18 protein-coding genes are annotated in these 26,269 nt (G+C 50.1%); 9 read left to right on the top strand and 9 right to left on the bottom strand.

Annotation, left to right across the window (positions count from 1 at the left end; genetic code table 11):
• Window positions 1-12: 12 nt before the first annotated feature.
• Window positions 13-4,323 carry a hypothetical protein gene (locus Q0W37_RS03070; RefSeq protein ID WP_297698659.1) on the top strand — a complete coding sequence of 1,437 codons (4,311 nt, stop codon included), beginning with the start codon at window positions 13-15 and terminating at the stop codon, window positions 4,321-4,323.
• Window positions 4,324-4,518: 195 nt separating this feature from the next.
• Here Q0W37_RS03070 and groL read toward each other — a convergent pair whose 3' ends face one another.
• Together groL and groES are read right to left on the bottom strand one after the other, a co-directional pair.
• A complete protein-coding gene (gene groL, locus Q0W37_RS03065) occupies window positions 4,519-6,153 on the bottom strand; it encodes a chaperonin GroEL (RefSeq protein WP_297698658.1) in 1,635 nt (544 codons plus the stop codon).
• Between the two features lie 123 nt (window positions 6,154-6,276).
• On the bottom strand, window positions 6,277-6,558 hold the full coding sequence (groES, locus tag Q0W37_RS03060) for a co-chaperone GroES (protein WP_088627732.1): 282 nt from the start codon (window positions 6,556-6,558) through the stop codon (window positions 6,277-6,279).
• Between the two features lie 317 nt (window positions 6,559-6,875).
• Between groES and Q0W37_RS03055 the strand changes: the two genes are divergently transcribed.
• Together Q0W37_RS03055 and Q0W37_RS03050 are read left to right on the top strand one after the other, a co-directional pair.
• The gene (locus tag Q0W37_RS03055; protein WP_072977299.1) at window positions 6,876-7,178 is read left to right on the top strand and encodes a type B 50S ribosomal protein L31; all 303 of its coding nucleotides are present in this window, start codon (window positions 6,876-6,878) and stop codon (window positions 7,176-7,178) included.
• A 64-nt stretch (window positions 7,179-7,242) separates the two neighbouring features.
• On the top strand, window positions 7,243-8,100 hold the full coding sequence (locus tag Q0W37_RS03050; protein WP_297698655.1) for a hypothetical protein: 858 nt from the start codon (window positions 7,243-7,245) through the stop codon (window positions 8,098-8,100).
• Between the two features lie 103 nt (window positions 8,101-8,203).
• Here Q0W37_RS03050 and Q0W37_RS03045 read toward each other — a convergent pair whose 3' ends face one another.
• Complete coding sequence (locus Q0W37_RS03045) at window positions 8,204-8,920, bottom strand: polysaccharide deacetylase family protein (protein WP_297698653.1); 717 nt, start codon at window positions 8,918-8,920, stop codon at window positions 8,204-8,206.
• Window positions 8,921-9,075: 155 nt separating this feature from the next.
• Here Q0W37_RS03045 and Q0W37_RS03040 point away from each other — a divergent pair, with 155 nt between their 5' ends.
• Window positions 9,076-9,918 (top strand): undecaprenyl-diphosphate phosphatase, encoded by an 843-nt coding sequence (locus Q0W37_RS03040; protein WP_297698651.1) that lies wholly within the window; start codon window positions 9,076-9,078, stop codon window positions 9,916-9,918.
• Window positions 9,919-9,938: 20 nt separating this feature from the next.
• On the opposite strand, the gene Q0W37_RS03035 is transcribed toward Q0W37_RS03040, so the two are convergent.
• The 3 genes from Q0W37_RS03035 to Q0W37_RS03025 are packed head-to-tail and all read right to left on the bottom strand — an operon-like array spanning window position 9,939 to window position 13,917.
• A complete protein-coding gene (locus Q0W37_RS03035) occupies window positions 9,939-11,555 on the bottom strand; it encodes a hypothetical protein (RefSeq protein ID WP_297698649.1) in 1,617 nt (538 codons plus the stop codon).
• A complete protein-coding gene (locus tag Q0W37_RS03030; RefSeq protein WP_297698647.1) occupies window positions 11,552-13,414 on the bottom strand; it encodes a UbiD family decarboxylase in 1,863 nt (620 codons plus the stop codon). Before Q0W37_RS03030 ends, Q0W37_RS03035 begins: the two co-directional genes overlap by 4 nt.
• 8 nt (window positions 13,415-13,422) lie before the next feature.
• Entirely contained in the window at window positions 13,423-13,917 is a 495-nt protein-coding gene (locus tag Q0W37_RS03025) for a hypothetical protein (protein ID WP_297698645.1), read from the bottom strand.
• Between the two features lie 213 nt (window positions 13,918-14,130).
• Here Q0W37_RS03025 and Q0W37_RS03020 point away from each other — a divergent pair, with 213 nt between their 5' ends.
• Complete coding sequence (locus Q0W37_RS03020) at window positions 14,131-15,165, top strand: hypothetical protein (protein ID WP_297698644.1); 1,035 nt, start codon at window positions 14,131-14,133, stop codon at window positions 15,163-15,165.
• A 22-nt stretch (window positions 15,166-15,187) separates the two neighbouring features.
• The gene (locus Q0W37_RS03015; protein ID WP_297698642.1) at window positions 15,188-17,185 is read left to right on the top strand and encodes a sulfatase-like hydrolase/transferase; all 1,998 of its coding nucleotides are present in this window, start codon (window positions 15,188-15,190) and stop codon (window positions 17,183-17,185) included.
• Window positions 17,186-17,194: 9 nt separating this feature from the next.
• On the opposite strand, the gene Q0W37_RS03010 is transcribed toward Q0W37_RS03015, so the two are convergent.
• Together Q0W37_RS03010 and Q0W37_RS03005 are read right to left on the bottom strand one after the other, a co-directional pair.
• Window positions 17,195-18,079, bottom strand: a complete 885-nt coding sequence (locus Q0W37_RS03010) for a hypothetical protein (protein ID WP_297698639.1) — start codon at window positions 18,077-18,079, stop codon at window positions 17,195-17,197.
• Between the two features lie 4 nt (window positions 18,080-18,083).
• The gene (locus tag Q0W37_RS03005) at window positions 18,084-20,669 is read right to left on the bottom strand and encodes an MMPL family transporter (protein ID WP_297698637.1); all 2,586 of its coding nucleotides are present in this window, start codon (window positions 20,667-20,669) and stop codon (window positions 18,084-18,086) included.
• Between the two features lie 56 nt (window positions 20,670-20,725).
• Between Q0W37_RS03005 and Q0W37_RS03000 the strand changes: the two genes are divergently transcribed.
• Window positions 20,726-21,814: a glycosyltransferase family 4 protein gene (locus Q0W37_RS03000; protein WP_297698635.1), complete on the top strand. Its 1,089-nt coding sequence runs from the start codon at window positions 20,726-20,728 to the stop codon at window positions 21,812-21,814.
• Between the two features lie 3 nt (window positions 21,815-21,817).
• On the opposite strand, the gene Q0W37_RS02995 is transcribed toward Q0W37_RS03000, so the two are convergent.
• Window positions 21,818-23,875 carry an LTA synthase family protein gene (locus Q0W37_RS02995; protein WP_297698633.1) on the bottom strand — a complete coding sequence of 686 codons (2,058 nt, stop codon included), beginning with the start codon at window positions 23,873-23,875 and terminating at the stop codon, window positions 21,818-21,820.
• A gap of 134 nt (window positions 23,876-24,009) precedes the next feature.
• On the opposite strand from Q0W37_RS02995, the gene Q0W37_RS02990 reads away from it, so the two are divergent.
• Both Q0W37_RS02990 and Q0W37_RS02985 read left to right on the top strand, forming a co-directional pair.
• Window positions 24,010-25,458, top strand: a complete 1,449-nt coding sequence (locus Q0W37_RS02990; RefSeq protein WP_297698631.1) for an oligosaccharide flippase family protein — start codon at window positions 24,010-24,012, stop codon at window positions 25,456-25,458.
• On the top strand, window positions 25,455-26,261 hold the full coding sequence (locus Q0W37_RS02985) for a phosphorylcholine transferase LicD (protein ID WP_297698629.1): 807 nt from the start codon (window positions 25,455-25,457) through the stop codon (window positions 26,259-26,261). The genes Q0W37_RS02990 and Q0W37_RS02985 overlap by 4 nt, the downstream gene beginning before the upstream one ends.
• Window positions 26,262-26,269 lie beyond the last annotated feature (8 nt).

Here is a 26,269-nt window from a genome sequence, read left to right as displayed (position 1 = left end):
ATAGGAGAATCCATGAAACGTGTTTCAATTTCCGAGCAATTCAAGGCGTTAAGCCTGTTACTTTGTGCTTTAACCTCGGTAGCTGGTGCGGCCGATGTAACACCAGTGCAAACTACATGCATTGATGGTTCTTCTGGCTACTCCTATGGCGAGCATAGCTGCAATCTGGTGAAAATTCCTTATCAGGGAACAAATACCATTACTTTGAGTGAATCGCTGAAAGAAATTGCCGTGGTACAGGAACGCAGCTATAGTGCAAATGGCTCTTTGACGATCAAGGCTCCAACGAGTTCTCGTTTAAAAATAAGTGGAGGCTTGGCGGTTGATAGGGTGGGCGCTTCATATGACCGTGGTCCCGACGATTACTTTCTCTTGGATGTTTATGACGGACCTACAAGTGTAACGCCTTCGTCCATATATTGTAAAGGTCGATATGGCAATGGGGTGAATGCCTCCAATAATCATATGCTTAGGGCGGGTTGCTTGGCAGAACCTGATCTTGTAACTAGCTCAACCAACCAGATTACGTTCCGTTTTGTAACAACGATGGGAAGTTCGTACAACTATGACAATGGCCTGAATGACCATATTCATGTGACGTATCTTGAACCCCATGTCGTATATATTGGTAGTGCAACGGGTGGCTCTATCTCGTCGGATAAGCTTAACGCCATTCAAGGTGAAACCGTGACCTTGACGATTCGCCCAAAAGCGGGATTTGAACTTACGGAATTAAAGGTCATGTATGGCGGCAATAACGTATCGCTGACATCTGTGGGTGATAACAAAAAAACATTTATTATGCCTGCCGCTGAAGTCACCGTCAGTTCTACATGGAAGGATAATCGCAAATTAGTTATTGAAAATGTTACCGGTGGTACGGTTTCTTCAGATAAGGAAAGTCCTGTTTCTGGTGACGTTGTGACTTTGACTGCGACCCCTTCAGAAGGTTATGCGCTTTCGGGGATTAAATTCGGTAATGTGGATTATGATAAATTCGAATATGGAAGTTACGGGAACGTCAAAACCTTTACGTATACGCAATCCAATTCTAAAACTCAGGTTAATCCGTCCTGGACGAAATCGCTTTCTACAGGAGGCCTCTCGAAAGACAGTGACGGAAATTTATATGTGAACATGGCGGATGACTGGCTGAAGTTTATTGAAATTCCTGAGGATGTTTCTTCGTTCAAAGTGTATGACGACGGGGGAAAGAATGGTAATTATAGTAGCTATGTGAATGAATATTTAACTTTGACGGCTCCTCCATATTGCAAATTGCGGGTGACGGGGAGTGCGGCTCTAATGAGTGGTACCAAGTTCCTAGCCTTTGATGGAGATCCCAATGCGAACGAACTTTATAATACTACCGCTAGTGATGAGTCTATCGATGTTGTAAGTACAGGACGTATGTTAACGCTCTATTTAAAATCTTCTCAATTCGATGCCTACAAGGGCCTAGATCTTACCGTGGAAGTTGTTGAAAACTATGGGTATGGGGTTGTAAAAATGCCCCAAACAGGCACGAATGCGGCTTCTGTCCCGGTAGGTAAAGGTCTCCGTGTGCTTGATGATGGAGGCTTGTACAAACCCTACAGTTACGATGCCGATGGAACCTTGGAATTGATTGCTCGTTCCGGCTATGGATTGAAATTGCAAGGATCAATGGAAGCCTACGCTGTTTTGAACATTTATGATGGAAACGGTCTGCTGTTGAAGAAATTTCAAGGTAAAGGCGACGAAAAAAGAGTTTCCTTCATCAATGACGGTGGCAATATGACACTGCAGTTTAAATCGACTTCAACGACTGATAGGGCGAGTGGTCTCGACCTTCAAGTGGATCTCGTTGCTTTTTACGATGTAGACGTTGTGGATGTTGAGGGCGGATCCGTGTCGACGCCCAAAGTATCCGTCGCATCTGGTGAAAAGGTCTCTTTGACGGTGACTCCGGCCGAGGGGTATGCTCTTGCTGGTATAAACGTTGTGGACGAATATGGAAATCCGGTGACTGTAAAAGGGGAGTATGGCGAGCTTTCTAGTACGAGTAAACTTTCCTTCGTGATGCCGGAGTCCAGAGTAACCGTTACTCCCTCGTGGACAAAGATTGCAAGCGGGAGCCTGTTTGTGAATATGCCACAAAGTGGTACAAGGACTATTGAAATTCCGGAAACCGTAAAGTCGTTTACGGTGTACGACGATGGTGGCAGCGATGATAACTATAGCTACAACGCGAATGGAACCCTTGTTTTGAAGGCTCCTGAAGGTTATAACTTTATTGTGTCGGGATCTTTGTCGACTTATCAAAATTACGCCTATCTGATGATTTATGATGGCGATAATGCGGGTGCGAAAGGCCTGTTGGAAAAATCCAGTGGCGACAATGTTCTTTTTAGTTCAGTCATCACGTCCGGAAATACAATGACAATCTTTTTTGCTTCGGGAGCGGATGCCCCTAGATACGTCTCGAGCGGTTTTGTATTCAATGTATCCCTGAGTTCGGCTCTGTACAAGGTGGATGTGTCTGATGCCGCGGAAGGAGTCATGTCTGCCGATAAAATGGCTTATAGTGCCTATGAAACGGTGACATTGACCGCTAATCCTAAAGAAGGTTATATACTCTCCGGAATCAGCGTCGTTCAATCGAATGGAGGGAAAGTTTATTCCTCTCCAAAGAATAAAGATCAATGGTTCTGGGATGTGTACACCTTCAGTATGCCAGAATCGAATGTTCTGGTAACGCCCACCTGGACGAATGACCTTTCTGGTGCGTATGTAAGTATGTTCCAAAATATTGCAAGGACTATAGAGATCCCTGAATATGTGGAAACCTTCCATGTGTACGATAATGGCGGTCCGAAAGCTTGTGTGGAGGCTGAGAAAGGAATGGTTGGTGGGTGTTATTTCTTGGGGACCCAAGACACAATTGCGTTAAAGGCACCTGAAGGTTATGTGATGGAAATTTCGGGCTCTGCTCAGTTCTTTGCAGAAAACGATTCCCTCTCTATCTATGATGCTTTGTATCCAAATGGTGGAACTCCTAAGGCAAAAGTACAGGGGCCTGGTGCTAATAGCGTTCCGACGGTGACTAGTACGGATAATGTGGTAACTCTTTATTTTGGCTCTGATCCATGTAAATTAAAGAGCTGTAATAAATATTTAGAGTCTGGTTTCGATCTTACCGTAAATCTTATTAGCAATCGCACAGTAAGTATTGCCTCTGTTGTCGGTGGTTCCATGACCGCTGACGATTACAGAGCAACGCATGGTCAGCCAGTCTATCTGACGGCGACGCCTAACGCGGGGTATGAGTTGACGGAAATTGTCGTGAAAGATGCTTATGGTAATAAATTGTCGGTTCAAGCAACCGGGACTTCTTATAAGTTCACGATGCCGTCGTCTAAAGTGACGGTAACGCCTTCATGGAGACTTGTAAAAGGTGAATACGCTGCAGTTTCTATCTCTAAGGCGAATGGCAAGGTCTGGGCAACGATTGACGGACTCTATAATGGATTCGACCCCATCAACATTCCGTCCCCAATCCCGGTCGATGGGGTTTATTTTGAGCGTTCTTTCTCAACGAACGGATATTCGACGATTATGCTGCCCTTTGATATCGATGCCTCAAATATTTGGGGAGCAAAGTCCGTTATCGAATTTACGGGTCTGGTCGAAAAGGACAACGGTGATACGGCTATCGGAATGAGTTATGTATGGTGCAGTGACGCCGTTGCTACGGCAGAGAACTCAAACTGCAATAAATATGCGGGCAAACTCAAAGCGTATACTCCGTATATGATTGAAATGGAATCTGAAACGATTTCTTTCGATGGAGGTGTAACGATTATGCCTACCGAATCTACCGAGGCCCGCTCGTACGACTGGGTGTTCCGCGGAACGCTCCAGAAGAAAGTCTGGAATAAGGGTGATTCCGATATAGGACATGTCTGGGGATTTGCGGCAGAGAGTCAGGGTGAAAATTTCAAGGTTGGCCAGTTCTATAAGTTTGGCGCCGGCGCATGGATTCGTCCGCTGCGTGCCTATATGGTCTATAGTCCGCTGCCCAAGCCGACCACCAATGCTCCTGTTCCGAAGGGCTACTCGGCCGCAGCAGAACCTGTGGCAAGCGTTGAAAATCTTCCCGAAACCATTGATGTGGTTGTCGTCAGTCGGGGGGACAATGGCGGTGAACACACGACGGTTATCGGCAAGCTTGATACCCGCACCGGCGAAATTCACTTCAATCGCCTTGGAAAGCGAACCTTCGACCTTAAGGGCCGTAACATTGGCAAGCCGAAAGCAAAGGGCGTGTACCTGAAGAAATAATCGCATCGCAGAATATCGCCCTTTGGTGGGGGAGTTCTGACGTGATAAATTTGCCTCTCCCGGAATATTCGGGGGAGGCTTTTTTTGTTTCTACTAATAGTTTCCCTTCAATTGACATTCTTCAATTGAAATGCAAAAACGTCCGGTTCAAAGAACCGGACGTCCATAAGGAGAATTACTCTAGCGAACCGCAGATTACATCATGCCGCCCATGCCACCCATGGAAGGATCCATAGCAGGAGCTGCCGGCTTCGGTTCCTTCTTTTCGGTGATCACGCAGTCGGTCGTGAGAATCATCGAGGCGATAGAAGAGGCGTTCTTGAGGGCCGTACGGGTCACCTTGGCCGGGTCGATCACGCCAGCCTTGATGAGGTCTTCGTAAGTGTCGGTCTTTGCGTTGTAACCGAAGGCGTCCTTGCCTTCCTTCACCTTGTTCACCACGACAGAGCCTTCGAGACCAGCGTTCTGCACGATCTGGCGGAGCGGTTCTTCGATAGCGCGGCGGATGATGGCTGCACCGGTCTTCTGGTCGATGTTGTCGAACTTGAGTTCGTCAATGGCCTTTTCGGCGCGGATGAGGGCAACGCCACCACCCGGAACGATACCTTCTTCGACGGCAGCGCGGGTTGCGTGCATGGCGTCGTCGACGCGGTCCTTCTTTTCCTTCATTTCAACTTCAGTAGCGGCACCGACCTTGATGACGGCAACGCCGCCAGCGAGCTTGGCCAAGCGTTCCTGGAGCTTTTCGCGGTCGTAGTCGCTCGTGGTGGCTTCGATCTGCTTCTTGATCTGACCGATACGGGCCTTGATAGAAGCGGCGTCGCCAGCACCTTCGACGATCGTGGTGTTGTCCTTCGTGATGGTGATGGACTTGGCCTGGCCAAGAACCGTAACCGGAGCGTCTTCGAGCTTTGCACCCGTGTCTTCGGAAACGAGCATACCACCGGTGAGGATAGCGATATCTTCGAGCATGGCCTTACGACGGTCACCGAAGCCCGGAGCCTTGACGGCAGCGACCTTCAGGGTGCCGCGCATCTTATTCACAACGAGTGTTGCGAGAGCTTCGCCATCGACGTCTTCGGCGATGATAAGGAGAGACTTGCCCTGCTTTGCAACGTGTTCGAGCATCGGGAGCAAATCCTTCATGGTAGAAATCTTCTTGTCGTACAGCAAGATGTACGGATTTTCGAGGCTGACTTCCATGCTGTCCGTGTTCGTGACGAAGTACGGAGAGAGGTAGCCGCGGTCGAACTGCATACCTTCGACAACGTCGAGGATGGTTTCGGCGGTCTTGGATTCTTCGATGGTGATTACACCGTCGTTACCGACCTTTTCCATAGCGTTGGCGAGGAGTTCACCAATTTCTGGGTCGTTGTTAGCAGAAATCGTTGCGACCTGGGCAATGTGTTCCTTGCCGTTGATTTTCACGGCCATCTTGCCGATTTCCTTGATCACGGCTTCGACGGCGGCGTCCATACCGCGCTTGATGTCCATCGGGTTTGCACCGGCGGCCACGTTCTTGAGGCCTTCGCGAGTGATGGCCTGAGCGAGCACTGTTGCAGTGGTGGTACCGTCACCAGCAGCGTCAGAAGTCTTGTTGGCGACTTCCTTGGCCATCTGGGCGCCGAGGTTTTCGTAGGCGTCTTCGAGTTCCACTTCCTTAGCGACAGACACGCCGTCCTTGGTGACGTTCGGGGCGCCGAAGGCCTTTGCGATCATCACGTTGCGGCCCTTAGGACCGAGGGTAACCTTGACTGCGTTGGCGAGTTTGTCGACCCCCTTCATCAGGGATTCACGAGCTGCTACATCAAACTTAAGTTGCTTTGCCATTTTTGATTGTCCTTGTTTAAAATTTTGAAAGAGTGGTTAGTGATTAGTGGTTGGTGGTTAGTTTTTATAATCGCGGCGAAGCCGCCTAACTTAACCTGTTTACTGCCTACTGTTTACTAACCACTACAAAGTAGCGATGACGTCCGATTCCTTCACGATGAGGTAGTTTTCACCGTCGACGGTGACTTCGGTGCCGCTGTACTTGCCGTAGAGAACCACGTCGCCGACCTTGACTTCCATGGCTACGACTTCGCCCTTGTCGTTCTTGCGACCCGGGCCCACGGCCACGACCTTACCCTGCATCGGCTTTTCCTTGGCGTTATCCGGGATAAAGAGACCCGAGGAGGTCTTCTGTTCGGCTTCTGCCGGCTTGACGACGATTCGATCTGCAAGAGGCTTAATCATTTTCTTTTTTCCTTTTTTGCGGGTTTTTGAACCCAGATTGTACTTTTTAGTCCAAGTTGGACTGTTTATTTGATTTCGCCCTTTGTTATGCAATTTTCGTGCCAAGCAAAAATAGCCCCCTATTCATATATATGATGTTTATTTTTGAAACAATTCGTGTAGGGGTTGGTGAAATAGAAATGGAGTGTTTAAAAATGAAATCATCGTGCGTAAGTGGGGTTTTTGTGGATTTTTGGTGCATTAGTCTTGCCAAAATGGCGAAAATCTTCTAAATTTATGCTCTCAAATTCTAACTGCTTCAATAGGAAGTTTATAAAATGAAAGAAGGTATCCACCCTAACTATCAACCGGTCGTGTTCGTCGATGCGAATACGGGTAAAGAATACATCACCCGCTCCACGAAGTCTTCCGCCGAAAAGAAGACTATCGATGGTGTTGAATATAGCGTAATTTCTTTGGAAATTACGGCTGATACCCATCCGTTCTGGACGGGTAAGCAGCATCGCGTGGATACGGCTGGCCGTATCGACCGCTTCAACAAGCGTTTCGCTGGCAACATCACTGGTGCAAAGCGTAAGACCCGCAAGGCTGCTCCTGCCAAGGCCGAAGACGCTGAATAATTTCATCAAAGCGATGGGCCCCCTGCAAAACCAAGGGGGCCTTTTATTTACTAAAGGGATTTAAATGAAAAAGCAACTCTTTATTGGTGCAGCCGCTCTCGTGGCTTTGGCTATGACCGGTTGCCAGAAGACTGGCACCATCGAAGGTGTCGTCCTCGATCCGTTTACCGGCAAGGCAATCGAAATGCCGACCGTTTGGATGGATTCTACCATCTTCGGTACGCAGAACCCGAAGTACCCCTACAAGGCAGACTTGCAGCAGGGTAAGTTCAAGTTCGAAAAGGTTCCCGTTGGTGAATATCTCATCAAGGCTCGCCGTTCCAAGTACATTCTCGGTCAGCAGAAGATTGCCACCGACGAAAAGAACCCGAACCTCTCCGTGACCTTGTACGAATACAGCGACCAGGTTGCTCCTGGCATGTACACCGGTAGCGAAGAAGGCCCGAAGAAGATCCAGAACGAATGGGTCGTGTGGTCTACCACTTGCACCGACGCCTCTATCGCCGGCTACCGTCTCGTTTTCCCGCAGGATCCTGAAGCGGGCAAGGTTCCCAAGAAGGACGACAAGAAGAAAAAGAAGGAAAAGTCCAAGATCAAGCTCGTTCCGCTTCCGGCTCCGCGCGTAGTCGAAGGTGCTCTTGACGTGTTCTACGTGAACGCAAGCTCCGTGACTTCTCCGCTGGTCGCAACGACCTATCCTGCTGTCGAAGGCAAGGTGGCCGATCATAGCGACTGCCAGGGCTTCGGTGCCGACGAAAAGACCGGTCTCTTTGTGGACAAGGCCAAGGGTACGAACCTGAACGTCCAGTACAAGGCTGAAAACCTTTTCCAGATTACGGGCAACCTACCGAAGGGTAAGCAGATTATTCAGCTTTCCCAGGACGGCAAGACCCTGCAGACCTATTACTTCCAGGTGAAGTAAGTCGGTCTAGACAAATTAAGAAAGCCGGTTGCTGATGCAGCCGGTTTTTCTTGTATGGTGAAATCTGTTCTCCTGTTGTGCGGGAGTGCTATTAGATGTCCTTTTAGAGATCCTTATATCGGGTTAGCTTTCGGCCACATCCAAGGGCGGCGCGAATCAGGTTGTGTATCGCTTTTTCGTGCTGCGGAAAATCAACTGGATGGAGTGCGATGCGGGGGAGTCCGAAGGGAATTTTTTGAATAAATTCACCGAACCTGAATGCGGGGTTGACTAAAAAATTGGGAATTCCCGCAAAGCTTGCGACGGGGGAGGCGTAGCGTTTTCTCTTGGCGGTCACGATGGCGTAGCGGTCTTCGTAGATCATTTTTTCGGCGTGCACCTGGCTGGGCAAAAACTTATTGCTGTACCAGGTGGGCGGAATAAACGCCGAGGGCTTTGTCGTAGAATCGCCGAAAAGCTTGTTCCAGGCATCGATGCCTGCGTGGAGAATTCGGCTGGATTCGTATTCGCTGAGGCCAGCAAATTCGGCTTCGCCGTGGGTGAGGTTCATGGCGATCAGTCCGGCGTAGCTTCGCCCCTGGCTGAATTCAGCCCTGTGCTTGTATCCGTGCAGGGCGAGATCGAATCCGTCATCTTTCAGCTGTGAAAGGGCTTCGCGGAAACCGTCGACTGCTTCGGGGGGTGCTTTTTCGGTATCGGGAATCACCAGAATGCTGAAGGGCGCTCCTGCCAGGTCCTTGAGTTGTTCCAGAACCGGGAGCATTTTCTGGTAGTTCCAGACGCTGAAATCGTGAAAGCAGAGAAGGAATTTGCGAGCCATGACTTTGAAGATAGTAATATTAGACGAAAGAACGGACCTTCGGTCCTACAGACTAGAGACGAAAGTGAAATAATGGCGCTTCGCGCAATGAAAAAACTAAAAATCTCTCGTCTCTCGTCTCTCGTCTCTCATCTAAAAGCTACATTTACCGCACTATGATTGAATCTATTATCCTCGGCCTGTTGCAGGGCCTCGCTGAATTCCTCCCCATTTCCAGTTCCGGTCATCTCGTTATCGGGCACGAACTTCTAGGCATGAACGAAGCGGGCATGTTCTTTGACATCATGCTCCATGCGGGTACGCTCCTTTCCATTTTCGTTGTCTTCCACAAGAAGATTACCGATATCATCGTGGGGTGCCTCCGCAGAAATCCCGACCAGCTTCGCGAAGCGGGCTACATCATTCTCGCGAGCATCCCGACGGCGCTTATCGGTCTTGGATTCAAGGATGCGCTTGAAGGCCTGTTCGAAAATCCGCGTGCCGTGTGCGTGGCCGAACTCTTTACCGGCATTTTGCTTTTCACATCTCAGTGGGGGGCGACCGGTGCAAAGCATCCGGATAACGAAGGCGTCAAGATGAACTGGTGGCGAGCTCTCGTGACCGGTGTTGTGCAGGGGATTGCCTGCATTCCGGGCATCAGCCGTAGCGGTTCTACCATTAGCGCCATGATGTTCATGGGCGTAAACCGTAAGTATGCGGGCGAATTCAGCTTCCTGATGAGCATTCCTGCCGTGGGCGGTGCTGCCCTCCTTGACTGCATTAAGTGGCTTAAGTGTCAGTCCATGACTCCGGAACAGGCTGTTCTTGCTCCCGAAAAGGCGATGAAGTGCGCTACAGCGGGTGGCTTTACTCCGGAACTCCTGGTGGGCATGGTTGTGTCGTTTATCTTCGGCATTATCGCCCTCAAGTGGCTCATGACCTTCTTGCAGAAAGGCAAGTTCCAGCACTTCGCTTGGTACGTCTGGGCACTTGGAATCTTCGGACTGATCTTTATCTAGTCTCGAATCCGATTCAAGTTTTAATAGATAACGATAAAGTCTTTTAGCTTGCCGCTGTTGCCTACCCTGAAACGGTAGACACCGGGAGCTAAAAGCGACTTGACCCGTGCTTCATCGATGCACTGGGTATAATTTTCGTACTTGATTTTTTCGACCAAATTTCCGCGGCGGTTGCGGATTTCGATGAAGTCCTTATTCTGCGGAAGGGGCGTAAAGCAGAGTGGGCCGTGTCGCCAGGGCGAGGGGTAGGCGCGCAGGGTGGAATCCTTGAAAACCGTTGGTATGGCGTCTGTCTCGGTGAACCGGCTTACGACCCAGAGGACGGAATCGACTGTGCCGCTAAATTCGGTGAAGGTCGAATCGACACTGTTGCTGGTCGGTAAAAAGCGTATACGGTAGGCGTCCTGGCTGAGCGCCATGGCGGAGGCGCGTCCTGTTAAATGAGCAAGATCCGGTGTACCGTTGTAATAGAACATGTAGGCGAGATCGCTTAGAGCGTCCGCTTCAAAATGGCTTTCCTTGGGAAGAATCCTGAATTCGGGCCATCGAGGCTGGTCCGGGTCGATCCAGAAACTGGAATCGGCATGCGAAGAGAGTTCCCCCGAAAGGACTAGCCTTGTCGCAAAGTCGTGGAACAGGGAGTCCGCCGAAAGTTTTTTCTTGCTGGCCACTTGCGTTAGCTGGTATTGGAAGGCTTTTGAGGGGTATTTTCCAAAGCTTTCAAGAATCAGCTTGTCGATGTTGTGGGCTACATGGTGGTAGAGGTACAGAAAAAGGAGTCCTGCTCCGTAATCCGATTCCATTCCAGAAAGCGGCGTCCCGACGTTAGAGGCCATTTTCGGAAGGTAAATGAAGTAGTCGTCCACATCGGGGGCGACGACGTTTTCGATGCCTGCTGCTGCGGCTTCTAGCCAAAAGGAGGGGTTCTTGAGGTCTTCGATGTAACGGAATTGAATGGTGTGGTATAGTTCATGTGCTGCCGTTACCCGGAGGGCCTGCATAAAGTTCTTGGCGTAGGAGTAACCGTGGGCGACATTTTCAAAATCGACCGTAGAGCGGACGTAGGCGCAGTTTTTCCCGTTGATGCTTATGGTGTCAAAGACCTGAGAGGTTGTCGGAGCGTACTTGAAGTCATTTTCGATGGCCAGCTGGCTTTGCCCGTTGTCGAACGGATGGGCGAATCCGTAACACTGTCTGCACGGTACGGTCCGCTGGTAACCCATGTCGACCACTTCGACTGGAAAAAGACTTTCCTTAACCGTCTGTTCGAATTGAATGGTCGGGGAGTGGCCTAGGGGCGCTTTCATTCCTTGTTTACGGACGTGGAAATCCCATGCGTATTCGAGTGCTTTGGCGAGAGAATCGACGTACTCAAAGGTAGTCCTATGCGGTCCGTTCAACGTGAAAAAAATCTGGAAATGCTCCGTTGTCCGGGAATAGACGCTGTCGTAAAAGTCGCTGTCGGTACAGGAACTCAGTTTTACGCGTGCCGAAAGATTTTCAGAAAGGGTTGCGCTGGTATTTTTATTCCGGTTGCGCAGTTGTTCGAGCAACAGGGCGGTTCCGCATTTATGTGTTGAAAATGCGGGAAGGGCGATTCCTAGGAGGATGCCGATGGCAAGGAGGATTCGTTTCATTCGTTCTCCTTGAAAACGTGCTCTTCGGCCAAGATTTTTCTTGCTTGGGCGCGAATGTCTGCGGAGACTGTTAAAGCCTTCTGATGGTGCGGCTTGATTCGTGCATCGACAATCATCGGGGCTTCGCATCCCCAGTGCTTGTCGCGGATTTGGGCGCGGTAGCCGAAAACGTCCTTGGCGGGGTCGGATCGCGTGAAGGTTAGCCACAGGAAATCGCGGAGTTTTTCGATGTCTATAGAATCTTCCAAAATGGGGGCAGAATCGACAAGGGAAATCCACGGGTAGTTCTCGCGGAATTGCCATTGGGCAAGAGCCGATTCGATTTGCTGAAGAAGTTCGTTTCTTTGGGCGTCGTCGTAGGCAGGGGCTTGCAGAATCAGTACACCCGGCATGGGGCATGCTTTCGCGGTAATGCCTGCAATTTCTAGGCTTTGCAAGTCGGCGGTGTTCTGGTGCAATTCTCGTTTTTTTGAACCTGCTGCGGCAAGGGTCAGCTTGGATCCGTGATTGAGCCTTGTTCCGGTGTAGTCCAGTGTATCGATGCTGGTGCTTGTTTCAAAATGAAGGTCTCGGCCGAAATCGATTCGTTCTAGAACGTGTCTCAAGAAACCTTCAACGTTGTTGACGTCGATTTTGTGGCCCTCAGTTTCGTCTTCTTGCGCGGCGATGAACAGGTACTTGGTGAGGCTTGCCTGGTTGAAGCCGAGAATGGCGTTTGCCGTTTTCAGAATTTCAAGCGGTTCGCGCTCTTCGCTCTTGGCGTAGGGCCTAAATCGTTCATGCGCAAGTGCCAGGCAAAGCGGGTGGACTCCGGCGTCGTCGACGGCATGGAGTGCCACAAGTCCCGGTATCGAGGCGGGAACCATCGGCTTTGTAATTTGATGGATGAAACTTCCGAACAGGGTGTCTTCTTGCGGCGGTCGCCCGACAACGGTAAACGGATAAATGGCGTTTTTCTTGCACAGCACCTTTTCAACTTTCAGGAACGGAAACGGGTGCCTGTCGGAATAGTAGCCGATGTGGTCGCCGAAGGGGCCTTCGTCTTTTAAAGTGGGCTCTAGTTCACCGAGAATGCAGAAATCTGCATCGGCTGAAACCAGGTAGCCGTTGTAGTCAAAGTAGCGGAAACGCCGCCCGCCCAGCATTCCTGCAAATAGCAGTTCGCTCAAGTTTTCGGGCATGGGCATCACGGCTGCAACGGTGTGGGCGGGCGGGCCGCCAATGAAGATGCTTACCTTGAGGGGGCGTCCTTCTTCAATCGCTTTCTGATGGTGCCTTGCGATGTCGCGCTTGATTTGGTAATGCAGTCCGCATTCGCTGTTTTGTACGTAATCGTTCCCTGAAATCTGGATGCGGTACATTCCCACGTTGGTCGTCATGACCGATGCATTTTCGGCCGGGCGCGTCGTAACCTGCGGGAGCGTGATGAATGCGCCTCCGTCGTGAGGCCAGCAGACAAGCTGCGGCAGGTCGGAGAGTTTGCATTCCTCGAAATCTTTGATGCTTCCGCTCTTTTGCGGGAGCGAGTGGAGGCCGGTGAGGGCCGCTCGGCATAATGTCGCGGGGCTTGCGTGTTTAAAGAATTCTACCGGATTCGACTTGAAAAGTACCGCCGTCTTTGTACCGTTGAGGGTATCCTGGAAAAGGAAGTCTAGCCGTTCCTGAGTTCCGAAGATGTTGCAGGCTGCGCGGAAAGGGCTACCTTTGACATGTTCAAAAAGGAGCGCCGGACCATGGGCTTCGAAAGTCTCTCGGGCGATTTCCGCCATTTCCAAATAGGGATCCACTTCGCGTGAAATACGCTTGAGCATGCCTGCTCGTTCAAGATCCAGCAGTGCCTGTTCCAGATTCCTGTACATGGGACCACCTATCCGGCAGTTGCGGATTGGTCGATGGCTGTAAAACCTTGGGTCTGTTTCTTGCTTTCGATAGCGAGAATGGCGTCGCGGGCATCTTTTCGACTGGCGACGGCGTAAACGATGCTTGCGTCAGAGATGACCTTGGAGAAAGATTCTTCGGGGAATTCGTTGAATCCCTGGAAAGAAAATTCATCGTAGCATCCGGTCAGGTTGCCTTCGTCAACAAATTCGTGGGTGGCGTTGAAACCACGGAACGGCCCCTTGTCTAGGCGGACCATGATTTTCCCGTTGTTGATAGCGCTGATGCGACCTGTCCAGCTAATTTTCCTAAAACCGACGACGATATTGTAGCGGACGATTTCGCCTGCTTCGAGTGCCTTGGGAAGTGTATAGTGGAGAACGGGATTTTTGCCGATAGTCATGTTCATGGGGGCGTAACGCATCGTCTCGAGCATGTTTGCCAGAGTGTATTCTTGCCATGAAGTTTGACTGAATTGAATCATACGCAAATAATTTAGCAAAAAATTAAGAAAAAAGATTCGGTTCTAGGCATTTTAGTAAAAATATTTGAAAGATTGTCGAAAGAGTATGAACTTGGACTTCCGCCGGTAGTTTCGTTTTTTGAATAAATTAAAATCTGACGAGAGGCTTTTTTAGGGGGGTGGAATGCGTTCGTTTTTGTACGGACGTGTAAAATTTTTGATATATTTTGCACCATGACGAAGTACCTTTTTGTTTTGACGAGTTCCCCCAAAGATTTCTTTTGTGAACAGACGCTTGTCGCGATTGCATCGCTCCGCGTGCATAATCCGGGCGCGTTCGTAACGCTCCTGACGGACGATAAGACCGCTGCGACTTTAACTGGTCCGCGAGCGGCCTTGAAAGATGCGGTGGATGAACTCAAGGTACTCACCCTCGACGAAAAGTTCACGCCGATGCTTCGCTCCCGCTACCTCAAGACGGTGATGCGCAACGTCATTGACGGCGATTTTCTGTACATGGATTCCGACATCGCGATTGTGGGCGACCTCTCCATTCCCGAAGAATGGAAGGGTGGAATTTATGCGGTGCTCGATTTCCATACGAATCTTTCGAAGGCGATTAACCGCAAGAAGGTGCTGAACAACGCGAAGATGATGGGCTTCTCGCCGATTCTGAACGATGAAATCTTTAACGGGGGAGTGATGTTTGCCGCAGACACTCCTGAAGCCCGCAAGTTCTTTGAAACCTGGCACGAACTCTGGCTCTATTGCGTATCGAAGAATTTCCCCTTCGACATGGCGAGCCTTGCCGAAACGAACTTCAAGTTCGGCTACATTACTAAGAAGATGCCTGGCGGCTGGAACTGTCAGCTGGCCTACGGTAACCGTTTCCTTCCGACCGCGAAGGTGCTGCACTTCTTCGGTTCACGTATCATCGACACTCGCGGTCACAAGGTGCCCGCAAGTATGGACCTGTTCTTGCCGAAAATCTTGCGCAAGGACTTCTACACCAACCTGAAGAATATTCCAGTGAAGGTCAATGAAGACAAGAGCATTTCGATCAACGAATATTACGATGACGTGATTGCCCACGCCAAGGAAGAATTTGAATTCCAGACCCGCAAGGTGGGGGCCGGTGGTGCCTACATTATCCGCAGCTATGCCTTCGCGAAGTCGCTTGCCTGGATTTACAAGAAGATGCCTTTCCTCGTGTTCCCCCTGAGAGTGTTGGGGGCTCTTATTGGAAAGGACAATCGCGCTGTCCGTTAGTTTTTGTATTGAAGGAGTAGTTGTGCGTTTTCTGAAGAATCCCTATCTTGCGCTGGCGCTTGTCGCCCTGCTGGTGCAGAGTGTGCTGTTGGTGTTTTTCTACAGTTTGCCCGATCCGCTTGGACTTTCGCTTACCGAAATGTTCGAGGGAAAGACGATTTGGCAGGTCTTTATGGCGTTCGGTGCCATACTTGCCATGGCGGGGCTCTTTGGCTTTGCACGTGCTCCGCGCGGACTCGCCATTTTCTACGCACTGTACTTTTTCGTGGCGATTGTGGATTATGACGTTTTTCGTTTTTCGCACCAGCGTCTTTCCTTTTCTTTCCTGCGCACGTATTTCCATATTTCGAACATAACCGATGCCACCACGGTTTCGACGTTGGGGGGCGATCTGCTCGGGACGGTTCTCTGGGTATCGATGGTCGTTCTCTGCTTTGTAGGGGCTATCGCATTTGTAGTTGCCTATACGCTTCGGTTGCGTGCGCATCGCCGTTCAAAAGTCCTCGATAACCGCAACGGATCCTGGAAACCCTCGTCCAAAAAAATCCCCTGGACCATGTTCGCTGTCGGCATGGCTTTGTCGCTTACGCCTTTGGTGCTGTTCCTTTCGGGGGCCCGCGGCTGGGGCGAAATTCCGCTGATTCATACAAAAATCGAGTGGCGCTTCACTTTGGGAAAACATACGCTTACGGCGCCGATTCTGCATATCGCGGCGGTCGAAACTTTCGAATTCATTCATGACAACGCTAAGATCACCGATGAACTGGTGGGCGATTTGGATACCTTCTTATCGAAGGATTTTGTCGAAAGTCGTGAAAATGCATTGGAACATCCGATGTACCGTAGCGCTCCGACGCATGAATACAGGGCCAAAAAGCCCTACAACATCGTGTTCATCATGGGCGAATCGTTCAAGGGACGTATCTTTAACAAGATGCTTTCGGGTGATACCGCTTTGGCTCCGAATATCTGGAAACTTGCAAGCGGTGGCTACTATGCCAAGGATTCTGCAGGGAATTCTTTAGGCGGTGGACTTTGGTTTAGGCACGCCTTTAGCGGCGGATATCCGACGGTGCGTGGCACGATGGCTACCTATATGGGTTTCCCCTCACACCCGAACCGCGACGTTCCGAGCTTTTATGCCGCAAATAAGTTCAAGGGCTGGCCCGAATTCTTGACCGGTTATCAACGCGCGTATGCGACGGTCTCGAATCCGATTTTTGACCATACGCTTCCGTTTATTGAAAGATTTTTCAATAAGAATTGGCACCTGATTGCTGAAGATGTCGTGGACGATACAGACGACAGTTTGGGTGTTGACTTGGCTGTGGAACTTCTTGAAAAAATGCCCACGGATAAGCCCTGGGAACTTTCGTTCAATACCATTTCTACGCATATTCCGTTCTACGGTTATCCAAACGCTTTTACCGATAAGCCGGACGATGCCATGGTGCGTTTCCGTAATGCGCTTCGTTATACGGACAAGCAGCTTGGACGCTTCTTTGATGCCCTTTCTGCTCGCCCCGATTTCGAAAATACGGTGGTATTTATTCTGGGAGATCATGATACGCCCGTGGATTCGGTGGATTACCTGGTTCCGCAGCCGCTTGGACTTTCGGCTTCGCAAATCTTTCTTGGAATCTTCTCGGCGGATACGGCACTCTTTAGCGGACTTACCGTTCGCGAAGATGTCGCCTCGCAGCTGGATTTGGGCCCCACGATTTTTGACCTCTCGCAGGTGCGCGAACCCAACCATTTCTGGGGATACGACTTGCTTGCCCAGGAACGCCCTGCAGAACAGCCTTCAGTGTTTTTCTCGCAGAACGCCTACTACCTTGGCTTTAGGGATTATGTGCTGACTGGCGGGCTTGAAAACGAAGATGTTTACCGTGCCGCTGCTGGAGGCGAAAGCCACTATGAGCTTACGACTGATGCTGCCGACCTTGAATGGAAAAAGAGGGCGGTGGGGGCTGCGAAAATGGTGCGCTCCGTACTCCGCAACGATATCATGATGCCGTAAAAGAGGGGGCTACCCCTTTACGAACGGACGTCTAAAGAAATTGATGATGCCGGCGGCCACCCTGTAACGGTAGCCACGGCAGTCTACAACCATGACGCCTTTATACATGTTGAATGTGTGAAAAGCAACCTTCATTGTCGGGTGAGGGGAGGTCTTTCTCCACAATTCCTTGAATACGAGGCCGTCCGGGGAATTTTCGATTTGCTGGAAGGAAATGCCGTGGCCGTATTCCACGTTACATTCCTGGGCCGGACGATATAGCTTTCCCTTATGTTCAAACCAGTCGCCTGCATTTCTGGCGATGTTTTCAGGAAAACGGTATTCCTTCACCTTGACGTACTTTCCGTTTTCGTTCAATTCGTATACGCCCAATGTGGCGCCGTTGGGATCGGGAAATTCCGTAGAATAAATCTGTTTTTTGCCGAATAATTCCGTATAGATGGCGTCTGTCAGAAGGGCGTCGCTTACCTGTCGTCCGTTCACCAGGGCTGCTTTTTCCAGATCCAGTTCGTAGAGCTTCAGTCCGCCTCCCTTGAAGTTTTCAGGATAGACGAGAATCTTGCCGTCCCTACGGATAATCGCAGGAAAGCTGAGATGCGAATCCAGTTCCAGGATGGTGTCCACCTTGAGGAGGGTGTTGCTTGCCCTATCGACGGTGAGCATCGCGAGGCGCCCTCGCTTATGGGGGTAATAGTATTCTTCCACTAAGACGTATATCTTGTCATCGGTAACATCGAGAATGAAGGGGTCCGCAAACCAGCGGTTCTTGCATTCATGTTTCAGCCAGTTGATTTTTAGCGGGCTCCCGTCGATGACTTCATCCAAGGTGTTTTCGACAAAGCCGATATTCCAGACACCTTGCATAATGCTACGATATAGCTCAATGAATCTCACCCGACTACTCCTTCTTTAGGATCTTTCCGCAGAGGAACATCGAGAAGACGACGCTTGCGATAAGGAATATGAATATACTCATGCAGGCCAGATCACCGATTCCCTTCAGGCCTTTATGCGTCGTAAAGAGGAATCCGACGAAACCCGCAATGGTCGTCAAGGAACTTGCCATCACGTTTCTTGCCGTCGTATCCATCAAGCGGCGAAGTGTCATCGTCTTGTTGGAGCTCCATGCCGTCACAAGGTGAATCGTGGCGTCGATGCCGATTCCGAGTGTCATGGGAATGACGATAACGTTGTAGATGCTTATCTTGCCGTACTCGAATGTTCCGTTAAGGAATCCGAGCAATCCGAGCGTCAGCAGAACGCCCATGCCAAAGGGGATGCAACCCACCAGGAAAATCTTGGGCTTTCTGAACGAAATGAGAAGTGTGCCGAAAATGACGAGGATAATCACAATCGCCAGATTGAAGCTGTCTTCCTTTACAGAAGAAATCACGTCAGAAAGAATGAATTGCGAAGAGAAGGTACGGAGGTTTTCGCCGTCAAAATTCCAGTGGCCGTAGCGGTCCTGGAAACGTTGCAATGCATGTGCATCCCAGCTGGGGAAATCACCGTAGATAAAGCCAATCTTGCCGTACGAACCGTCCTTTTCGCGGACAATGTCCAGAATCCAGCTAGGAATGTCCTCTGGATTAAAGGTATGATCGACCATGGCGAGTTTACGCAGATTGGCGATGTTGATGGAATCTTCTCCTTCGGCCTTGTCAAAGACGCGGGCTTCCACCAGGTCGCGAATTTCTTCGATGATTTCAAGACGGGCTTCCTGGGAATCCTTTGGCGGTATGAAGCTCCTGAGCGTAATGAAACTGCCGAGCATGGAATCGCGTTCCACGTTGAGGCGATACATCAGCGTGTCGTAGAGCCTGTCCAGCTGAGAGGTCTTTGAACCCATGACCGCTGCAGGCGTAGAGGTCTTTGCCTTGTAGCTTGCGCGCGTCACCTTTGTAGAAATCTTGTTGTCTTCGACTGTCTTTACCGTAGATGTTCGGCGAAGGTTCTTGAGGTCGTGTTCGAAATCCACCTGCGGGGCAAAGTAGAGGGAAATTGCACCGAGGATAAAGCCGATGATTGCGGCGACTTTGAAGAAGTTGAGAATTTTCGCTTCTGTCCAGGCCTTAGGGAAGAAACTGTTGTCGGGTGCCTTGGGAATGCCACCCATGCACTTGATGAAAACCGGGAGCACCAGGATGGAGGTGAGCATACTGAAGAAAACACCTGCAGATGCTACAACGCCGAATTCGTAGAAACCCTTGAAATGCGCCGCAAGCAAGGTGAGGAAGGCGGCGATGGTGGTAAAGCTTGCCAGAACAAACGGCTTGAGCATACGCTTTTGGGCTTCTTCAAGGACTTCTTCCAAAGTCGCTTTCTCGCGCAACAGTTTTTGGGCTGTTCCCAGCATGTGGATGGAGTAGTCGATTCCTATACCCAGGATGATGGAGGCTACAAAAACCGTAAACGGATTCAATTTGCCGTAGAAAAGGGCTGTAAAGGCAAAGGTCGGAATGCAGGCGTAAAGCACGGAACCCGTGACAAGAATCGGTCCCTTGATTCCCCTAAAGAAATAGGAGGTAAGAAGGAGAATCAACACCAGGCTAATGCCAAAAGAGAAAATACTGTCGTTTGCAACTTCGTCAACTTCCTTGAGGCCTTCGTATGTACCGTCTACGGTAAAGCGGGTAGGCACGGAGTAGGTTTTCCCGTTGAAATGCTCAAGTAGCGTATCTGTACGGGCAAGGATATGGGTAACAAACTCGTAATCGGTGGAGGGCTTGATGAGTTTTGCGTTCACGACACCGTTAAACAAAATCTTTCCGGTGCTATCGGGCCTCGGACATCCGATAAGGCGTGTTTTCAGATGGGCGGGCACGGGATCCTTGGGGTGCCATTCGTCGCTCTCTTCCTGGGCGGAATTGATCTTAGTCTTTTGAATGAAAGAGGCGAAGGCGCCAACGGCTTCGTCCGGAAGGCCGAGTTCTTGCGGCAAGTTTTCGTCAAACCAAATGCGTTCCTTTTTTTCGGAGGTTTCGGCTGGCGTATCTCCGAGCAAGTCCACGACAAGCGGACCGTTCTTTCTGCCAATTTCCAGCTGAAGCTCTTCTAGGTTGTTGCGGATGCGTTCCAAATGGAACACGGGCAGGTAAAGAAGGGCGTTATCCTTGAAGAACTGGTTATCTTCGTCTTTTTGCGTTGAGACGAAGTCCCCTTGCCAACGACTATGGATATAGTTTTCCACGGAATCCTGCATCGCCGCCACAACTTCGGGATCGTCACTCTGGATGGCGATCGTGAAGCGGTCTGTGCTGCCAAAACGCTCGTAGGATTCTTGCAGGGCAAGCACGCTGGGGGTTCCATCGGGCAGCAAATGAGAAAGGTCGGCGTCCAGTCGGAGACCGGGTTTAACGAAAATGGGGAAGGCGCATAGTGCTGCAAGCAGGAAATAGAGAGCAAGTGCTTTGTATTGGTGCTTACAAATCAGCGGAATGTACCATGCTGAAAATCTTTCTTGCAGGGATTTCTTTGTAGTCATAGACAAAATATATAAAAATGTTGGCGTAAGCTCTTGATTTTGCTAGATTTAGATTCATGAAAATAATGATTGTCCTTAACCGAATCGCCCGTGGTGGCGGGGAAAATGTGGCTGTTCAGCTTGCCAATCAGTTTTCCCGAATGGGTCACGAGACTTTTTTCGTGAGCAACAAGGAACGGAGCAACATCTTTGATTTTTACCCTATTGAAGAAAGGGTGAAAATCCTCCCTTGTTTCCGTCATTATTTTCCCCTGAAAATTTTCAGCCTTCGACGTGCCATTAAAAAAGAGAATCCTGACATCATTATCGGTGTCATGCCGGATTCCACTTTCTATACCTACTTGGCCGCTCTGGGGCTCCACAAGATCATCGTTTCGTCTGACCACAGTTCTTTCGAAAAGAATCCCTATTCGCAAAGGCATCTTTTCCCTTACCTCCTCAAGTTCTACTTCAACGCCGTTTATGACTGCGTTACCGTTTTGACAAAAACGGACCATGATATAGTCGTCAAGAAGTTCCGGAGAACGGAGGTGATGCCGAATCCTCTTTCGATGCCGCCCGCAGAGATCCTTCGCGTCGAGAGGAAAAAGCGGATTCTTGCCGCAGGTCGCCTGAATATTTGGCACTGCAAGGGGTTTGATATCCTGATCAAGGCCTGGGCTCGAATTCAGGAAAAATACCCTGACTGGGTCGTGGAAATTGCCGGCGAAGGTGAAAGCGGACGCGTGTACCTGGAAAGTCTTATTGCCGAAAACCATTTGGAAAATCGGGTCGTCCTTTCTGGATTCCACCTGAATATCAAAGATTTTTTCAGTGATTCCGAGATATTTGTCCTCAGCAGTCGTTACGAAGGTTTCGGTATGGTTCTTATCGAAGCCATGTCGCAGGGGGCTGCCTGTATCGCCTGTGACTATAAGGGCCGCCAACGAGAAATCATTCAGGATGATTCTCAAGGTTTATGCGTAGAAAGCGAAAACGAGGATGCCCTGGCAAACGCTCTTTCGAAAATGATTGAAGACGAAGGTTATCGTAAGCAAGTCCAGGAAAACGGATGGAAGCGTTCCCAGGACTTCACTCCGGATAAAATAGGAGAAAACTGGGTTCATCTCCTTGAAGATTTGCTGGAGCAGCGTCGCCGCTCTTAGTCCTTAAAATCCGCGCTCGAGCGTGTAGTCCGCTAGCTTGAGCAATGTGTCGAGCATTGCGGAGAAGTGAGTTTCTTCGTTCTGGAACTTGCCGGTGAGTTCGTTTTCCTGGAGCAGGTCGCTGTCGGCAAAAAGGTGTGTTTCGCTTTGGACGGGGTATTTCGCGATAAAGCGGTAACCGTCTAGCCCGATGGCGGCGTAGCCCGAGTACGATCCGAGCGCAAGCCCCGCGCGTTCAAGCGGAGCCTTAACACTAGCGGAATCCGTTGTATCGGTCGATGAGGCCGTCGAACCACCCCTTAACAGATTATGCCCCATAAAGATGTTCGGCACAGCAAAACCAGCAAGTTCGAGCACGGTGGGGGCGATGTCGATCTGCGATGCGGTTGTCGTGTCGCGTACGGAGTCAAGGCCTTTTCCGTGAATAAAGAACGGAATCCAGCTGATGTTTGAATATCCGCCGCCGCTCATTGTCGAAATGCCGTTTTCTCCTAGAGGAAATCCGTGGTCCGCCATGATAATGACGTAGGTATTCTTGTACCATTCCTCGTTTTCGATAGCATGGATGAATCGGCCCAGTTGCCTGTCGGCATATGCCATGGTCACGTTGATGCGTTCCTGCAAAGGCAGGTTCTTTTGCTCGTCGGTCATGCCTGCGGCGAAGTTGAACGGGTAATGGTTCGAGCGGGTCATGAGGGTTGCAAGGAATGGGCGACCTTCTTTGGCGAGGGTGTCGCGCACGTATTCGATGGCGTTGTCCATGAAGGTGGAATCGTCTTCGCGGTGACGGTTGTAGTGTTGTGCGGTGTACCACTTTGCCATCCAAACGCCTAGGTTATCCCAGGCCGGGTCCGCTGCCGACATATAGTGCGTGGTATAGCCGGAATCGGTGAGGGTGGACACGAAACTTGGAAGACTGATATGGGCAAGGTCTGTCGCTTGCGAAAGGTAGGTGTGGTGCGGAATTCCGATATGGGTCGAAAGTACGCCGCCTGTGGTGGGAACGCCGCTTGTGTGCATGCGCATCCATACGTGGGAATGGGCGGCGAGCGAATCCATGAAGGGCGTGGGGGAGGGCTTGATTTGCGGATTCATGTAGCCCGTGTTGCGGCCGCGTTCGGATTCCATGAGCACCAGAATGAAGTTTGGCTTCATTTCGCGCTGGGCGGCTAGCTTTTCGCTGTTTACAAGCTCTGCGCTAGGGACGCGGTAAAACGGGAGGGATGCACCTTCTTTTGCGTCGGAAAATTTCCAGTCGGAATCGCCTTCGATTTTTTGCCACAGGTTCTGATAGGCGGTTCGGTATGCACCCAGGTCTGCTTCGGTAAGGCCGGGGGCTCTCTTTGCGGAGAACAGGTCGTTGTAAATCAGCGACACGACCGGGCAGAGTTTATCCATGCGGGAACTCCCGGTCCATATAATGTAAACGTAAGAGTAAGAGGCGATGTAGAAAATGAGCATCGCGATGACGGATTTCTTTACGTAGAACCCTTCGGCGGGGCGGTACCACTTGCAAAGTAGCCTGTAGACACCGTAAGTCAGCGGGAGCATAAGAAGAAGCACCACAAACTGTAAGTACGGTACGGACAGGTCGTTAGCAACGTAGTCGTAAAATACAACGATAGACGAGGTGTCCTTATAGGTGTCTACGAGTCCAAAAGTGAGGTGCCCACCCAGGAATCGCTGCGTTTCGTTGTCAAGAAGGGTAAGGAAAAGGATTGCTCCGTGAAATACGGCATAAAAAATTGTCAGGATCTTTTGGATGACGCTCTTTGCTTTGTCAGATTTTAGGGCGTCGGTAATTTTGATAGCTATGGCACTGATAACTAGGAATACCACCAATGCGTTCACGATCCACATGAAGTCGATACAGACGGCGTGAAAAATGAACCAGTCCGGCTTGGACACGAACGGAAATCCGTAGGGGTTGTTCCGGAACAGGAGCAAAACCCTCAATATAATATGGGTAACCCATGCGGCCAGGGAAATCAGGACAAGTTTTTGCATGGGGGCAAGGCTTGCCGTCATCTTTTTTACAATTTCAGGAACGCGAAGCTTCATGCCCTTAAAATAGAAAAAATAGTGAAAAATGTTTGTTTTTTATCGCCCATATTGGACACGTTATCAATAAGTTAATGCAATTGGTCGTTTTGCTGAAAATTGACCGTTTTCTTTTTTCTATATTGCGAGCGATTATGGAAAATCTGGAGACCGATAGTAAGTTCTTGAAAAAGGCGATGATCGTAAACATCGTGGGGACCATCCTCAAAGTTTGCGGACCGCTTCTGACTTTTGTGATGGCGCGTGTTTTTGGTGCCGCCGAATTTGGAATCTTTGTTTCGGCCCAGACGCTCCTTTTGACGATTGCGCACTCGGCAACGCTTGGACTTGACAAGGGCCTTTATTGGTACTTGCCCAAAAATAAGCTGGATGGCCGTGCCCATTACGACGGAATCATGGAATCGTTCTGGGTTTCGGCGGCAATAGCTCTTTTTTGTACTGCGGTGATTTTTGTAGGTTCGTTTACCCCCTATATTTCCAAGGAATTTCCGTGGTATGCGCTGTCGCTTTTGTTCTATGTGGGCTCTTACGTCTTTAGCACCGCCTCTGAAGGGAACCGTCGTCCGCAAAATGCGGTGTTCGTGAATTCTTTCTTGACTGTGACGCTTGCACCGGCCACGTCTATTGCACTTCATTTCCTGAAAGTTCCGCATGCGCTTCCGCTTGGCCTTTTGGTGGGGCAGATGGCAGGCTTTGTCGTGAACTTCGTCTTATTGCGTAGGCAGTTCCCCGATATGCCGCTTCGTCCGCACAAATCGGTTTCGTGGATGCTGTTGCGCTACTCGCTTCCGCTGGGGATGGATGAATTCGTGTCGTCCTTCATGATTCGTTCGAGCCTCTGGCTGGTGATGCTTTTCCTTGGCCCCGAAAAGGCGGGTGCCTATGGCATCATGGTTACGATTTCGAATGCTCTCCAGACGATTCGCGTGGGCTTCACGCCTATCCTTACGCCGGTCGTAGCGGGCATGAACAAGGAACGCCTAAAGACGGATCTCAAGCCGGTCTATAGCTACTGCGTATTTATGGTGACCTTTATCCAGCTTCTGATCGGGTTCTTTATCGTGCTGTTCCCTGACCTTATTTTGGGCATTGCGGGTAAGGACTTTGTCGTGCAGCCCGAAACGCTCGGCGTCTTGCTCCTGGTGCACCTGGTTGCTGGGTTTGGGGGAATGTCGCTTGTGGTGTTGAACGGTATGGGGAAGAGCCTCTACACGCTTATTTTGGACATTGTCCTGTTGGGGGTGGCTTTGGCGTCGGGGTATGTGCTGATTCCTGCCTTTGGTCTGGTAGGGGCAGCCCTTTCGATGCTTTGCTACAATATAGTCGCCATTATCTCCAACAACGTCTACCTCCTCAAGATGGGGCTTCAGCCTTACTCGCTTAGGCTTTTGTCGCAGGTGGGCTGGATTATTGCCTTGATCGCTTTCTATATCGCATTGAATATGCAGGTGTTTACGTTGACCCTTGTAGAAAAGGCCGTTGTGTACGTAGCGATTGTAGCTGCCCTACTTGCTTATGGCCTTGTGGTCAAGAAAAAGATGGAAAAAGATAGGAACGCCGTTTCGGCAGGAAAATCAAAATGAAAAAGTTGGACCAGAATGAATGTCGCGAAGTCCAGATGTCTGTCTTGGATGAAATCGCACGCATCTGTAAAGAACACAATTTGAAGTACAGCCTGGCTTACGGGACTCTGCTAGGGGCCGTGCGCCATAAGGGGTACATTCCGTGGGACGACGATATCGATATCTGTCTTTTGCGTGAAGATTATGAAAAGCTGATGTCCTTGTTGAAGGATCCTTCTGTTCCGAAGAAGGAATGGTTCTCGGTGGTCGATGACACTTGCGACGGTTACTTTTACCCGTTCGCGAAGGCCTTTGACAATCGGACAAGCGTTAAGGTAGAGCGCCACAAGGGTGAAATGGGCGTGTGGGTGGACATTTTCCCGCTCGATGGCCTTCCGAAATCCCGTTTTTGGGAAAAGGCCTTTGTGCTGTATTGTAGTTTTTTGCGCGTGATAACCCTTTCTATCACCACCGACTTTAAGTCCAAGGCTTATGATGCGTGGACGCTCCTGTACAAGCGTTTCTTCTATGCGGTTGCATGTGTTGTTGGGAAAAAGCGTTTTTGCCGTTATGTGGAACGCGTCATTCATCGCTATCCGACAAGTCATTCGGGCCGCGTGGCTACACTTTTCTTTGATACCAAAACCGACCGTATTCTCGACATGGAAAAGATTGCGGAAACGGTCGACTATCCGTTTGAGAATCGCGAATTTAGCGGTTACAAGAATTATGACTACTATCTGTCGGAATTCTACCGTGACTATATGCAGCTTCCTCCCGAAGAAAAACGCTATAACCATGGAATGGATGTGTGGTGGAAGTAGGAAATAAC

Source organism: uncultured Fibrobacter sp. (assembly GCF_947166265.1).
Taxonomy (GTDB): domain Bacteria; phylum Fibrobacterota; class Fibrobacteria; order Fibrobacterales; family Fibrobacteraceae; genus Fibrobacter.
The sequence above is the reverse complement of the archived record's forward strand: the minus strand, read 5'-3'. Positions and strand labels throughout refer to the sequence as shown.

What these genes read in the sequence shown, in the direction of transcription:
- Q0W37_RS03025 (WP_297698645.1), bottom strand. Translation starts at nt 13,917, where the DNA reads ATGATTCAATTCAGTCAAACTTCATGGCAAGAATACACTCTGGCAAAC.
- Q0W37_RS02990 (WP_297698631.1), top strand. Translation starts at nt 24,010, where the DNA reads ATGGAAAATCTGGAGACCGATAGTAAGTTCTTGAAAAAGGCGATGATC.
- Q0W37_RS03050 (WP_297698655.1), top strand. Translation starts at nt 7,243, where the DNA reads ATGAAAAAGCAACTCTTTATTGGTGCAGCCGCTCTCGTGGCTTTGGCT.
- Q0W37_RS03070 (WP_297698659.1), top strand. Translation starts at nt 13, where the DNA reads ATGAAACGTGTTTCAATTTCCGAGCAATTCAAGGCGTTAAGCCTGTTA.
- Q0W37_RS03040 (WP_297698651.1), top strand. Translation starts at nt 9,076, where the DNA reads ATGATTGAATCTATTATCCTCGGCCTGTTGCAGGGCCTCGCTGAATTC.
- Q0W37_RS03000 (WP_297698635.1), top strand. Translation starts at nt 20,726, where the DNA reads ATGAAAATAATGATTGTCCTTAACCGAATCGCCCGTGGTGGCGGGGAA.
- Q0W37_RS03045 (WP_297698653.1), bottom strand. Translation starts at nt 8,920, where the DNA reads ATGGCTCGCAAATTCCTTCTCTGCTTTCACGATTTCAGCGTCTGGAAC.
- Q0W37_RS03030 (WP_297698647.1), bottom strand. Translation starts at nt 13,414, where the DNA reads ATGTACAGGAATCTGGAACAGGCACTGCTGGATCTTGAACGAGCAGGC.
- Q0W37_RS02995 (WP_297698633.1), bottom strand. Translation starts at nt 23,875, where the DNA reads ATGAAGCTTCGCGTTCCTGAAATTGTAAAAAAGATGACGGCAAGCCTT.
- Q0W37_RS03055 (WP_072977299.1), top strand. Translation starts at nt 6,876, where the DNA reads ATGAAAGAAGGTATCCACCCTAACTATCAACCGGTCGTGTTCGTCGAT.
- groES (WP_088627732.1), bottom strand. Translation starts at nt 6,558, where the DNA reads ATGATTAAGCCTCTTGCAGATCGAATCGTCGTCAAGCCGGCAGAAGCC.
- Q0W37_RS03035 (WP_297698649.1), bottom strand. Translation starts at nt 11,555, where the DNA reads ATGAAACGAATCCTCCTTGCCATCGGCATCCTCCTAGGAATCGCCCTT.
- Q0W37_RS03005 (WP_297698637.1), bottom strand. Translation starts at nt 20,669, where the DNA reads ATGACTACAAAGAAATCCCTGCAAGAAAGATTTTCAGCATGGTACATT.
- groL (WP_297698658.1), bottom strand. Translation starts at nt 6,153, where the DNA reads ATGGCAAAGCAACTTAAGTTTGATGTAGCAGCTCGTGAATCCCTGATG.
- Q0W37_RS03020 (WP_297698644.1), top strand. Translation starts at nt 14,131, where the DNA reads ATGACGAAGTACCTTTTTGTTTTGACGAGTTCCCCCAAAGATTTCTTT.
- Q0W37_RS02985 (WP_297698629.1), top strand. Translation starts at nt 25,455, where the DNA reads ATGAAAAAGTTGGACCAGAATGAATGTCGCGAAGTCCAGATGTCTGTC.